Here is a 13,091-nt window from a genome sequence, read left to right as displayed (position 1 = left end):
GGCCTGTGGCTGCTGGGCGCCGACCCGGGTGACCTCGCGGTTTTCCAGGGCCGCCAGCAGCTTGCCCTGGATGGCCAACGGCAGGTCGGCGATCTCGTCCAGGTACAAGGTGCCGCCATTGGCCGAACCGAACCAGCCCGCGCGACTGCTGGCCGTGCCGCCATGGGTACCGGCGCTGTAGCCGAACAGCTCGGCATCGGCGTAGGTGTGGCTGATGCCCGCGCAGTTGACCGAGACGAACAGCCCCGCGCGATCGCTGGCGCGATGGATCTGCCTTGCCAGCAGCTCCTTGCCGGTGCCGGTCTCACCACGGATCAGCACCGGCAGCGGTTGCGGCGCCAGGCGTTCGAGCGCTTCGCGCAGTTGCTGCGAACGTGCATCGACGAATACCAGCGCCTTGGCACGGATACTCAGCGGGCTCTTGTCCAGCTCGGGGAACGTCAGCAGCGGCTGGCCGAAGGGATTGTTGAAACTCATGGAAAACTCCCGCCCCGGCCGCAGGCGACCGGGGAGTCAGCGAAATCGGTTGAGACCAGGTCAAGCGCGGCGCAGGGAGCGCTGCTCGATCCGGCCTTGCAGGCGATACAGATAAGCGAAGCCCTGTTCCCAGCGCTCGTGACCGGATTTGACGTTGATGTGCCCGGCATTGCTCAACAGCCCCGCTTCCGCACCCCAGGCCTTGGCCAGGTACAGTGCACGCGGCACGCTGACGGCCGGATCGTTGTCCGAGCTGACCACCTGGCTGGGGAACGGCAGCGTGTGCAGCGGGATGGGCGCAAAGTTGCGCAAGGCCGGCGCGCAGGTCGGCCGTTCGACGTCCGCTGGCGCCACCAGCAGCGCCCCTCGCACCCGGCGCAGCAGCGCAGGGCTGGCCTGCGCGGCCCAGTGGGCGACGGTGATGCAACCCAGGCTGTGGGCGATGAGGATCACCGGCGAGCGTTCGGCGGCAATCGCCTGCTCGAGCGCCTGCACCCAGTCGCGCCGCTGCGGGGTGAGCCAATCTTGCTGCTCGACCCGGGCGCTGTTGGGCAGGCTGCGCTGCCAGTGGCTTTGCCAATGATTGTCTGGCGATCCTTGCCAGCCCGGCACAATCAGGTAACGAATCGACTCATTGCGCATGGGGACGCCTCCTTGGAAGTTTGCGTGCTTGGGAACCAAGTATAGGGAGGCAGTTATATTCGTAAAGGAATAAGAAGCTATTTATTAATAACCATAATCAAGATAATTGCACGCCCCTTTGCAGGAGCGGGCTTGCCCCGCGATGACGTCCGCCTGGGCCTGCGCGGACGCCATCGCGGGGCAAGCCCGCTCCTACAGGGAAGTGCATAAAAAAAGGGCCATCCCCTGCCAAGAGAAATGGCCCTGAAGCACTTGCCTGAAGAGGGTATTGCCGATCAACGCGCGGTGATCACCGCCAGCTTGCTGATCCCGGCACGTTCGATGGCTGCCATCGCTCGCGCCACTTCGCCGTAGTTGACGCCATCGTCAGCCTGCAGCTGTACACGCACATCCGCGTCCTTTTCCCTGGCCGCCTTGAGGTTGGTTTCCAGCAGGTCCGGCTGGATCTCATCCTTGTTGATGAACAGCTTGCCGCCACCATCGATGCTCACCACCAACGGGTCTTTCTGCTCCACCGGCGCGACGGCCTCGGTCTTGGGCAAGTTGATCGGGATGGCGTTGGTCAGCAGCGGCGCGGTGACGATGAACACCACCAGCAGCACCAGCATGACGTCCACCAGCGGCGTGACGTTGATTTCACTGAGGACTTCATCGCTGTCCTGGGTCGAGAACGCCATGTCAGGAAGCCTCCTTCACCGGCTGGCCGAAACCGGCCTGGGCTTTTTGCAGGGTCGGGTGAACCAGGACGCGGAAAGCACTCTTCTGCGCCAGGCTGTAGAAGTCGTGGGCGAAGTCGTCGAGGTCGGCAGCGGTCAGCTTGAGGCGACGCAGGAAGTAGTTGTAGACCAGCACCGCCGGCACCGCGACGGCGATACCCACGCCCGTGGCGACCAGCGCCGCGCCGATCGGACCGGCCACGGTTTCCAGGCTGGCGGAACCGGCAGCGCTGATGCCCTTGAGCGCTTCCATGATGCCCCACACCGTGCCGAACAGACCGATGAACGGCGAGGTGCTGCCAATACTGGCGACCACGGCCAGGCCGGTTTCCAGCGAACGCCGCTCACGCACGATCTGCTGGCGCAGGGCGCGCTCGAGGCGGTCCTGATGATTGATCGCATGGCTCAGGTCGGCCGCCTGGCCCGGCTCGCCCACGGCGATGGCGGCATAACCGGCCTGGGCGACGCGGGCCGCAGGGCCTGGCTGCTCGTGGCTGATCTCGGCCGCCGAGTCGAGGCTTGAAGCGGCCCAGAACTGGGCATGGAAGCGCTTGTCCTGGTTCTTCAGCCGCACGAACTGCACGACCTTGACCAGGGCCAACGCCCAGGTGACCACGGAAAAACCAACCAGCAGCCAGATGACGGCGCTTTCAACGGATTCGAGAGGGGATGCCAACAGGCTCATGATGAAGTCTTCCTATGTTCGGTTCGATGGCGCAAGTTAACGAAGCTTGAAATCGATCGGGACGCTGACCCAGCCCACCTGGGCCACGTCACCCTGCTTGGCCGGTACGAAACTCCAGCGCTTCACCGCAGCCAGCGCGGCGGCGTCCAGGGCATCGCGGCCGCTGGTCTTCTGGATCTGGATCTGCCCCGGCTTGCCGCTAGGCAGTACCTCCACCCGCAACAACACGGTGCCTTCCCATCCACGGCGCTGGGCCAGTTGCGGGTATTCCGGCGCCGGGTTCTTCAGATACGCGGCGTTGGCTGAAGCGGGCGTGACCGGTGCCGGTGCTGGTGGTGCAGGTGCCGGAGCAGGCGGCGCAGGCGCTGGGGTCGGTGCCGGTGGTGGTGCCTCGACCGGTTTGGGCTGCGGCTTGGGTACCGGCTTTGGCACCGGTTTTGGTTTAGGTACCGGCTTCGGTGCAGGCTTGGCGGCCAGCTCATCGACCACCGGCGGTGGCGGCGGTGGCGGCTCGACCACAGGCACAGGCGGTGGCGGCTCGACGACCGGCGGCGCCGGGGCGGCGAACTCGATGGTCATCGGCGGAATCTCTGGCGGAATCACCGGCAGCTCGGGGGTTGGTCGCTGACTGACCCAGTAGGCCGCAGCACCATGCAGGACCAGCACCAGCAACCCCAGCGCCAGCTTGTCACGACGCTTGAGACCACTGACCGGCGTGCGCTGCAGGCGCAACTGCGCCAGCGGCAGGCGAAGCGTGCGTCCAAGCTCGACCAGGTCGCCCGGGGCCGGGCGCCATGGCTGGTCGTAGGCCCTCGCGGCCGTCTGGACATTACCCATTGAATCGACTCCTGGAAACGTGATGCAGGTCTTCGGACCTTGGCCGGTCCTCGTGGCTGAATCATCCATTCCAGAGGCTTATCTCTGAAAGTAATGTTTAAAATTAAAGCTATGCCTTTATCGAATATAAAATTTTAGGGGTTCCCGCAAAGCCGCGTGGCACAAGGGCTGTAACGATGCACGGGGAAAATCATGCACGTGCGGCATGCAAAATATTCGTGGAAGGTATCGAAATCCGGCGAGGGCTGCGCCCTAGCGGGTCAAGCCCGCGCCTACAGGCACAGCGCTGTCCTTGAATCCGAGGGGAGCCCGTGGAGCGGGTTTATCCGCGAAGGGCCGCGCAGCAGCCCCGACCTTCGCCCAGGCAATAAAAAACCCGGGCTGCAAACCCGGGTTTTTCATGCACACGGCAGCTTAGATATCCGCCACCTTCTGCCAGACCTTCGGCCGGAAGAACAGGGTCTCGCCGCGCGCAAGCCCGGTCAGGCTGTCGTGGTCCTTGACCACTTCGGCCTCGATCAGCTCGCTCTGCCCCTCGACCTTCAGCGTCACTCGGGTGGTCGCGCCCAGCGGGCGAATGTCGCGGACTTCGGCAGCGTGGTGGCCCTCGGTCTCATGGCGCGACAGCGACACCTCGTGAGGACGGAACAGCACATGGTTGCCCTCGCTCAAGGCCAGGCGGTTGGAATCGCCGAGGAAGTGGTAGACGAAGTCGTTGGCCGGTTTCTCGTACACCTCGCCCGGCGAGCCGATCTGTTCGATCACGCCCTTGTTCATCACCACGATGCGGTCGGCCACTTCCATGGCCTCTTCCTGATCGTGAGTGACGAACACCGACGTCAGGTTGATATCCTCGTGCAACCGCGCCAGCCAGCGGCGCAGCTCCTTGCGCACCTTGGCATCGAGGGCGCCGAACGGCTCGTCGAGCAGCAGCACCTTCGGCTCCACCGCCAGGGCACGGGCCAAGGCGATACGCTGGCGCTGGCCCCCCGACAACTGCTCGGGATAGCGGTCGGCGAGCCAGTCGAGCTGGACCATGTTCAGCAGCTCATGGACCTTCTCGGCGATCTTGCTCTCGCTCGGACGTTCGCCCTTGGGTTTCATGCGCAAGCCGAAGGCGACGTTGTCGAACACGCTCATGTGGCGGAACAGCGCATAGTGCTGGAACACGAACCCGACGTTGCGATCGCGCACATCGTGGCCCGAGACGTCCTCGCCGTGGAACACGATGCTGCCGTCATCCGGCGTCTCGAGGCCGGCGATGATGCGCAGCAGGGTGGTCTTGCCGCAGCCGGAGGGGCCGAGCAGCGCGACCAGCTCACCGCTGTGGATATCCAGGTTGATGTTGTTCAGGGCCTGGAAACTGTTGAAGCGCTTGCTGACGTTACGAACTTCGATCGACATGACTTATTCCTCCGCTGCGCTGTGGCGCAGGCGGTTAATACGGTTCTCGCTCCACTGCTTGAGCAGCAGGATGAAGAGCGCCAGGATCAGCAATAGGCTGGCCACGCTGAAGGCCGCGACATGGTTGTACTCGTTGTAGAGGATCTCCACGTGCAGCGGCAAGGTGTTGGTGACGCCGCGGATATGGCCGGAGACCACCGACACCGCACCGAACTCGCCCATGGCCCGCGCGGTACACAGCACCACGCCGTAGATCAGGCCCCATTTGATGTTCGGCAGGGTGACATGCCAGAACATCTGCCAGCCGTTGGCACCCAGCAGGCGCGCGGCCTCTTCCTCTTGCGTGCCCTGCTCCTGCATCAGCGGGATCAGCTCACGGGCGACGAAGGGCACGGTGACGAAAATGGTCGCCAGCACGATGCCCGGCAGGGCGAAGACGATCTGGATATCGTGGTCCTGCAGCCAGGGGCCGAGCAGGCCCTGGGCGCCGAACATCAGCACATAGACCAGGCCGGCAATGACCGGCGAGACCGAGAACGGCAGGTCGATCAGGGTGACCAGCACGCTCTTGCCGCGGAAGCTGTACTTGCTCACGCACCAGGCGGCGCTGACGCCGAACACCAGGTTCAGCGGCACCGAGATGACCACCGCGAGCAGCGTCAACTTGAGCGCCGAAAGCGCGTCAGGCTCGAAGATCGCCTCGAAGAAGGTGCCGAAGCCATTCTTCAGCGCCTGGGACACCACGATCACCAGCGGCAGCAGCAGGAACAGCGCGAACACCAGCCAGCCAAGGCCGATCAGTACACGGCGCGAGGTGGCGCTGCCACGGCGGGCGGCATTGGCGGCGGAGCTTGCAGTTATGGATGACGAAGACATGACCGGGCCTCCTTCAAGGGGTTTCGATGCGCCGCTGAAGCAAGTTGATCAGCAGCAGCAGGATGAAGGAAACCACCAGCATCAGCACGCCGATGGCCGTGGCGCCGGTGTAGTCGTACTGGTCGAGCTTGACCATGATCAGCAGCGGCAGGATCTCGGTCTTCATCGGCATGTTGCCGGCGATGAAGATCACCGAACCGTACTCGCCCACGCCACGGGCGAATGCCAGGGCGAAGCCGGTCAGCCAGGCCGGCAGCAGTGCCGGCGCCAGTACATGGCGAAACACCTGCAACGGCTTGGCGCCCAGGCAGGCGGCGGCCTCCTCGACCTCACGCGGGATGTCCGCCAGCACCGGCTGCACCGTACGCACCACGAACGGCAGGGTGACGAAGGTCAGGGCCAGGGTGATGCCCAGCGGGGTGTAGGCGATCTTGAAGCCCAGGTCGGTGGCGAACTGGCCGACCCAGCCCGCAGGTGCGTACAGGGCAGTCAGGGCGATACCGGCGACGGCGGTGGGCAGGGCGAACGGCAGGTCGATCATCGCATCGATGATCTTGCGCCCGGGGAAGGTGTAGCGCACCAGCACCCAGGCCAGCAGGGTGCCGATCACGCCATTGATGATGGCGGCGAACAGGGCGGTACCGAAACTCAGCTTGAGCGCCGCGATGACCCGCGGTGCACTGATGATGTTCCAGAACTGGTCCCAGGTCAGCTGCGAGGCATGAATGAACATGGCCGCCAGCGGTATCAGCACGATCAGGCTGAGGTACACCAAGGTGTAGCCCAGCGTCAGCCCGAAGCCGGGTATGACGGGGGAGATGCGACGTGACATAAATATCCCTGGTTGAACGCACTTGGCCCGGAAGGATCCCGGGCCGGTGCAAACTTTTGAATCCTGGGGCTGCCTTGCGGCCCCGCTTTTTCCTTGGGCCTTACTGCGCCTGGTAGATCTGGTCGAACACACCGCCGTCGTTGAAGAACTTCGGCTGCGCAGTTTTCCAGCCACCGAAGTCCTTGTCGATAGTCACCAGGTCAAGTTTCGGGAACTGCTTGGCGAATTCGGCGGCGACTTTCTCGTCACGCGGACGGTAGAAGTTTTCCGCAGCGATCTTCTGGCCAGCAGGGCTGTACAGGTGTTTCAGGTATTCGGTGGCGATCGCGGTGTTGCCCTTCTTCTCGGCGTTCTTGTCGACCACCGCCACTGGCGGTTCGGCGAGGATCGACAGCGACGGCACGACGATCTCGAACTTGTCGCTGCCACCGTCTTCCTTCAGTGCCAGGAAGGCTTCGTTTTCCCAGGCCAGCAGGACATCGCCCTGGCCGTTGTTGACGAAGGTGATGGTCGAGCCGCGAGCGCCGGTATCCAGCACCGGTACGTGCTTGAACAGCTCCTGCACATACTCTTTGGCTTTGGCTTCGCTGCCACCGGATTTCAGGCCATAGGCCCAGGCGGCGAGGAAGTTCCAGCGCGCGCCGCCGGAGGTTTTCGGGTTCGGGGTGATGACCGAAACGTCTTTCTTGACCAGGTCACCCCAGTCCTTGATGCCTTTCGGGTTGCCCTTGCGCACCAGGAACACGATGGTCGAGGTGTAGGGGGTGCTGGCGTCCGGCAGACGGGTCTGCCAGTTCTCCGGCAGGGTCTTGCCAAGCTTGGCGATCTCGTCGATGTCGCCAGCCAGGGCCAGGGTCACCACGTCGGCGCGCAGGCCATCGATTACCGCGCGGCCCTGCTTGCCCGAACCGCCGTGCGATTGCTGGATCTTCACCTTGTCGTCCGGATGCGTCTGCTGCCAGTGCTTGATGAATTCGGCGTTGTACTGCTGGTACAGCTCACGGGTCGGGTCATAGGACACGTTGAGCAGTTCGTAATCCTTGGCGATGGCGGAACCGGCAAAAACGGCACTGGCCAGAGCGGCGAGCGCATAACGGCGGATGGACATGGTGAAGCTCCCGATTGGCATTTTTTCTAGTTGGATGTGTCGGACTCAGCCGGACTTGTTGCCGGGCTGCTGCAGGCGGAATTTCTCCTTGCGCTCGATCTGCACGACCTGAGCGTTGTGCACGGTGATCTCCACTGCACCGAAGCGCAGGTCGCGCAGCGCGCTCTGGATTTCACGCAGAATGGTGGCTTCGTCCTGACCGTCGATGCTACGCAGAGATGCACTCATGCTCGTTCTCCATTGAGTAAGGGTGCCGGGCAGAGGAAGGGGATTGCGCCTGGCTTGAGGGCAATCTTAGTGATGGCGGGATATTCTTAAAAATACTGTTTAAGAATGTTTATATAACTGAATTACTGAACAGCCCAGTAGGTGGCTGTGGGAGCGGGCTTGCCCGCGAATGCCGTGGTGCAGCCACTGTTGCATTCGCGGGCAAGCCCGCTCCTACAGGGGGGCGAGGCTTCAATTCTGCGCCTGCGGCTCTCGGATCTTGTACCAGGCCACGTAGAGCGCCGGCAGGAACAGCAAGGTCAGCAGCGTTGCGCTGATGATCCCGCCGATCATGGCGTAGGCCATCGGGCCCCAGAACACCTCGCGGGCGATGGGGATCATCCCCAGGCTGGCCGCGGCGGCCGTGAGCAGGATCGGCCGGCGCCGATGGTTGGTCGCCTCGACCACCGCGTCCCAAGGTGAGTAGCCCTGGGCCTCGAATTCGTCGATCTGGGTCACCAGGATCACCGAGTTGCGGATGATGATGCCGATCAGCGCAAGAATCCCGAGGATCGCAACGAAGCCCATCGGCGTTCCCGTCGGCACCAGCGCCAGGACCACGCCGATCAGCCCCAGCGGCGCCACGCTGACCACCAGGAACAGCTTCTGCACACTGTGCAACTGGATCATCAGGAAGGTCGCCATCAGGAACAGCATCAGCGGAATCACCTGAGCGATCGGGCCCTGGGCCTTGCCGCTCTCCTCCACGGTGCCGCCGGTGGCTACTTCGTAACCGGCCGGCAGCGAAGCGGCGAACTCTTCGATCTTCGGCTTGAGCTGGGCCACCAGATCGGTGGGCTGGATCTCGCCGTTGACCGACGCCTTTATGGTGATCGTCGGCTTGCGGTCACGCCGCCAAACCAATGGCTGTTCGAGCTCGTAGCGCACCGTGGCGAACGACAGCAAGGGGATCGAGGTGCCGCTAGGGCTGACGATCTGCAGGTTCTGCAGGGTATCGGGCGAGCCGCGCTCACTGTCCTTGGCGCGCGCGACCACGTCCACCAGGTAGATCTGGTCGTTGACCTGGGTCACCGGTGCACCGGTGACGATGCTGTTCATCACGTTGGCGACGTCTTCGGACGACAGGCCCAGTTGGCGCGCCTTATCCTGGGCGATCTCGACCCGCAGGACTTTGCCGGGCTCGTTCCAGTCGTACATCATCTCGCCAATGTTGGGGTTCTGGTCGAGCAGGGTCGCAAGGTCGATGGCGTGCTTGCGCACCTGGTCGATATCCTTGCCGCTGACCCGGTACTGGATCGGACGCCCCACTGGAGGGCCCATCTCCAGCGATTGCACATTGGTGCCGATGCCGACGAAATCATTGCGCAGCCGCTCCTGCAGCTTGGGAATCAACGTGTTGCGCTGCTCCAGCCCCTTGCTGACGATGACCAGTTGCGCGTAGTACGGGTTCTGCAACTGCTGGTCGAGCGGAAGGTAGAAACGCACCGCGCCCTGGCCGATATAGGTACTCCAGTGGTCGATGTCCGGATCGTCCTTGAGGGTGGCCTCCAGGCGATCGACCGCACGACGGGTTTCCTGGATCGACGCGTTCTGCGGCAGGTTCAGTTCCAGCAGGATCTCCGGGCGATCCGAAGACGGGAAGAACTGGTTCTGCACGAACCGCATGCTAAACAACGCCAGGGCGAACAGCACCACGGTGCCAACGATGGTCAGCCAGCGGTTGCGCATGCACCACAGCAAGCCGCTTTCGAAGGCGCGGCCGATGCGGCCGGGTTCCTCATCATGGGGTTTGACCTTGCTGCTGAGGATATGCACGCCCAGCACCGGCGCGAAGAACACCGCCACCACCCACGACACCAGCAGCGCCACCGCGATCACCGCGAACAGGGTGAAGGTGTATTCGCCCGCAGAGCTGGCGTTCAGGCCGATGGGCACGAAGCCGGCAACGGTGACCAAGGTGCCGGTGAGCATCGGGAATGCCGTCGAGGTATAGGCATAGGTCGCCGCGTCGTTCTTGCTCTCGCCCATCTCCAGGCGCGTGACCATCATCTCTACGGTGATCATTGCATCGTCGACCAGCAGGCCCAGGGCGATGATCAATGCACCCAGCGAGATGCGCTGCATGGTGATGCCGCTGTACTCCATGAACACGAAAACCATCGCCAGCACCAGCGGGATCGAACAGGCCACCACCAGGCCTGCGCGTATGCCCAGGCTGATGAAACTGACCACCAGCACGATGATCACCGCCTCGAACAGCGCACTGGTGAAGCCGCCCACGGCGTCCTCGACTACCACGGCCTGGTTCGACACGGTATGCACGCCCACACCCACCGGCAGCTCAGCGGTGATGCTGTCCATCTTGTCGCGCAGTGCCTTGCCGAACGCCTGGATGTTGCCACCCTTCTTCATGCCGATCGCCAGGCCGATGGCCGACTGGCCGTTGTAGCGGAACATGGGGGCGGGCGGATCCTGAAAACCGCGCTCGATATCGGCGATGTCGGCCAGGCGGAAGAAGCGGTCGTTGATTCTCAGGTTGACCACCTGCAGGTCCTTCTCCGAGGCGAACTGGCCGGTGGTGCGCACCGAGATGCGCTCTGGTCCGGCTTCGATCACCCCGGCCGGAGTCACCGCATTCTGCGATTGCAGCGCCTGCATCACCTGGCGCTGGTCGATGCCCAGCGCCGCCAGCTTGCGGGTGGAGAAGTTCAGGTACAGCACTTCATCCTGCACGCCGATGGTTTCGACCTTGCCGATATTCGGCACCTCGCGCACTTCGGCGCGCACCTGCTCGACGTAATCGCGCAACTGGCGCAGGTCCAGGCCATCGGTGGTGAAGGCGTAGATCGAGCCGAACACATCACCGAACTCGTCGTTGAAACCCGGCCCTTGCAGGCCCTGGGGGAATTCACCGCGGATGTCCTGGATCTTCTTGCGCACCTGGTACCAGATCTGCGGGATATCCTCGGCCTGGGTGGTATCGCGCAGGTAGACGAAAACCGTCGACTCGCCGGGCCGGGTGTAGCTCTTGACGTAGTCGAGCGAGTCCAGCTCCTCGAGCTTCTTCTCGATCCGGTCGGTCACCTGGTAAAGGGTTTCGTCCTGGGTCGCACCGGGCCAGCGGGTCTGGATCACCATGGTCTTGATGGTGAAGGACGGGTCTTCTTCCCGGCCCAGGTTCATGTAGGAGAACACGCCCATCAGCAAGGCGACGAACATCAGGTACCACACGAAGGACTGGTGCTTCAGGGCCCAGTCCGACAGGTTGAAGCTTCCTTTCATCGTGCGTCCTCGTCGAATTTGACCTGCTGGCCCGGCTTCAAGCTGTTCACACCCGCCGTCACCACCCGTTCGCCCGGCTGCACACCGGCGCCCAGCACAACGCGCCGTTCGCTGCGCTCCACGAGTGTGACCTCACGGGTGGACACGGTCTTGTGCTGCGGATCGACCACCCAGACCTGGGTCTTGCCGTCTCGCTCCAGCAGGGCGGTGGCCGGCAGCTCGGTGCGCGGCGCGATCGCCGAGCTGAGCGTGACGCTGATAGCGGTGCCGAGGTGGAACGCCTGCGGCGTACTGGCCAGGCTTAGCCGCGCACGTCGGGTGCGGGTAGTGGCATCGGCCTGCGGCTCAAGCTCGCGCAGCGTGGCGGTGGTGCTGATGGCCGGCTCCAGTTGCGATGCCACGGTGAACACCAGCGACGGGGTCAACTGCTCGGCGACTGGGATCGGCAGGTCAATCACCGCCTCCTTCACGTCCGGGCGCGCCAGCGTGACCACTTCCTGGCCGGCACTGACCGTCTGCCCGGCTTCGGCGCGCCAGGCCGTGACCACGGCGCCATGATCGGCCTTGAGCGTGGTGTAGCCGAGCTGGTCGCGAGCCTGGCTGACCGCCGAACGGGCCTGTTCGAGCGAGGCGCCGGTGGTCTTCAGGTCGGTCTGGGCGACGTCCAGCTGGGCCTGGGCGCCGACGCCGCGGTCATACAACTGCTGCTGGCGGCGGGCATTGGCCTGGGCGTTGATCCATTGCGCCTGGACGCGCGCCAGGTCGCCTTCGGCGGCGCGCAGCTGGTTCTGCTGGTCGGTGGGATCGAGGGTGGCCAGGGTGTCGCCCGGTTTTACCTGCGCACCCACGTCCACCCAGCGCCGCGCAATGCGCCCGGACACGCGAAAGCCCAGGGTACTTTCAAAGCGTGCCTGGATGGTGCCCGCAAAACGACCGAGCTGCGACTGCATCTGTGGCTCGACCAGAGTCGAGAGCACCGGCCGTACGGGCTCGGGCGCCGGCTCATCGCCCTTGCAACCGGGCAGCAGGGTGGCTGCGGCAAGCAACACCAGCAAGGGTTTCATGGCTCACCTCCGGGGCTCTTGGCGTCGACTTTCTGCACCTGCATACCCGGATGCAGCAACTGGCCGCCACTGACCACCACGGTTTCGCCGCTTTTCACGCCGTCGCTGATGACGATGCGCCCGGTGAGATAACGCGCCACCTGGACCTTGCGCAGTTCGACCTTGTCGCCCTCGCCCACCACCCACACCGCCGGCTCATGCAGCGCCTTGGTCAGCGCCGACCAGGGCAATTCGATGCTTGGGCGCCCCTGGGCGTGAGCCGTGGCGGTTACCGGCGAGCCCAACTGCATGGCAGCCGGCACGTTACGCAGCGCCACCTTGACCTGCACCGTACCGCTCTCGGCAGACACCGTCGGGGTGATCTCGCGCACCCGTCCTTCGGCCTGCACCTTGGGGTTATCCACAAGCCGGACGATCACGCCCTCGTCGCTGGGTGGCGACACCAGCAGCGACTCATAGACGTTGAAGACGGCATCACGATCGCCGTCGGTGGCCAGGCTGAAGATCGGCATGGTCGCCTGCACTACCTGGCCAACCTCGGCCTGGCGCGCGGTGATCACCCCATCCGCCTCGGACACTAGGTCGGTGTAGCTCAATTGCTCACGGGCATTGGCCAGTTGTGCCTGGGCCGCCTTGAGCGCACTCTGGCTGCTGCGCAGGGCAGCTTCAGCCGAGTCGTATTCACTCTGGCTGGTGTAGCCCTTGGGCAACAGTTTCTGCTGACGCACGAAGGCGGCGCGGGTCTGGGTGACCCTCGCCTGCTCGGCGAATACCTCGGCCTTGGCTGAGTCGACATTGTTCTGCAGGTCTTTCGGGTCCAGGCGCGCCAGCACCTGGTTGGCCTTGACGTGGTCGCCCACGTCGACGCTGCGGGCGATGATCTTGCCGCCCACGCGAAATGAAAGGTCGGTCTGTACGCGCGCCTGCACATCACCGGTGA

General features: G+C 64.0%; 13 protein-coding genes. All 13 read right to left on the bottom strand.

Annotated features, from left to right (window positions below; all coding sequences use genetic code 11):
• Nucleotides 1-477 (bottom strand): sigma 54-interacting transcriptional regulator (locus tag VA602_RS03075; protein WP_323452438.1); only part of this gene is annotated, 477 nt, incomplete at its 3' end.
• A gap of 60 nt (nt 478-537) precedes the next feature.
• A complete protein-coding gene (locus tag VA602_RS03070) occupies nt 538-1,119 on the bottom strand; it encodes an alpha/beta hydrolase (protein WP_125931151.1) in 582 nt (193 codons plus the stop codon).
• Nucleotides 1,120-1,394: 275 nt separating this feature from the next.
• Nucleotides 1,395-1,796 carry an ExbD/TolR family protein gene (locus tag VA602_RS03065; protein ID WP_054891104.1) on the bottom strand — a complete coding sequence of 134 codons (402 nt, stop codon included), beginning with the start codon at nt 1,794-1,796 and terminating at the stop codon, nt 1,395-1,397.
• A gap of 1 nt (nt 1,797) precedes the next feature.
• The gene (locus VA602_RS03060; RefSeq protein WP_054891103.1) at nt 1,798-2,520 is read right to left on the bottom strand and encodes a MotA/TolQ/ExbB proton channel family protein; all 723 of its coding nucleotides are present in this window, start codon (nt 2,518-2,520) and stop codon (nt 1,798-1,800) included.
• Between the two features lie 36 nt (nt 2,521-2,556).
• Entirely contained in the window at nt 2,557-3,357 is an 801-nt protein-coding gene (locus VA602_RS03055; RefSeq protein WP_063541728.1) for an energy transducer TonB, read from the bottom strand.
• Between the two features lie 414 nt (nt 3,358-3,771).
• The gene (locus VA602_RS03050) at nt 3,772-4,761 is read right to left on the bottom strand and encodes a sulfate/molybdate ABC transporter ATP-binding protein (protein ID WP_054891101.1); all 990 of its coding nucleotides are present in this window, start codon (nt 4,759-4,761) and stop codon (nt 3,772-3,774) included.
• Between the two features lie 3 nt (nt 4,762-4,764).
• A complete protein-coding gene (gene cysW / locus VA602_RS03045) occupies nt 4,765-5,637 on the bottom strand; it encodes a sulfate ABC transporter permease subunit CysW (RefSeq protein WP_112899462.1) in 873 nt (290 codons plus the stop codon).
• A gap of 13 nt (nt 5,638-5,650) precedes the next feature.
• Nucleotides 5,651-6,469 (bottom strand): sulfate ABC transporter permease subunit CysT, encoded by an 819-nt coding sequence (gene cysT / locus VA602_RS03040; protein ID WP_323452437.1) that lies wholly within the window; start codon nt 6,467-6,469, stop codon nt 5,651-5,653.
• 100 nt (nt 6,470-6,569) lie between these two features.
• Entirely contained in the window at nt 6,570-7,577 is a 1,008-nt protein-coding gene (locus VA602_RS03035) for a sulfate ABC transporter substrate-binding protein (protein ID WP_323452436.1), read from the bottom strand.
• A 45-nt stretch (nt 7,578-7,622) separates the two neighbouring features.
• Nucleotides 7,623-7,805, bottom strand: a complete 183-nt coding sequence (oscA, locus tag VA602_RS03030; protein WP_016489716.1) for a sulfur starvation response protein OscA — start codon at nt 7,803-7,805, stop codon at nt 7,623-7,625.
• 231 nt (nt 7,806-8,036) lie between these two features.
• Entirely contained in the window at nt 8,037-11,087 is a 3,051-nt protein-coding gene (locus VA602_RS03025) for an efflux RND transporter permease subunit (RefSeq protein WP_323452435.1), read from the bottom strand.
• Nucleotides 11,084-12,151: an efflux RND transporter periplasmic adaptor subunit gene (locus VA602_RS03020; RefSeq protein ID WP_323452434.1), complete on the bottom strand. Its 1,068-nt coding sequence runs from the start codon at nt 12,149-12,151 to the stop codon at nt 11,084-11,086. Before VA602_RS03020 ends, VA602_RS03025 begins: the two co-directional genes overlap by 4 nt.
• The coding region (locus VA602_RS03015; protein ID WP_323452433.1) for an efflux RND transporter periplasmic adaptor subunit at nt 12,148-13,091 on the bottom strand (944 nt) is incomplete at its 5' end. The genes VA602_RS03020 and VA602_RS03015, both read right to left, overlap by 4 nt.

Origin of the sequence: Pseudomonas machongensis (assembly GCF_034961125.1) — a bacterium.
GTDB lineage: Bacteria > Pseudomonadota > Gammaproteobacteria > Pseudomonadales > Pseudomonadaceae > Aquipseudomonas > Aquipseudomonas machongensis.
The sequence above is the reverse complement of the archived record's forward strand: the minus strand, read 5'-3'. Positions and strand labels throughout refer to the sequence as shown.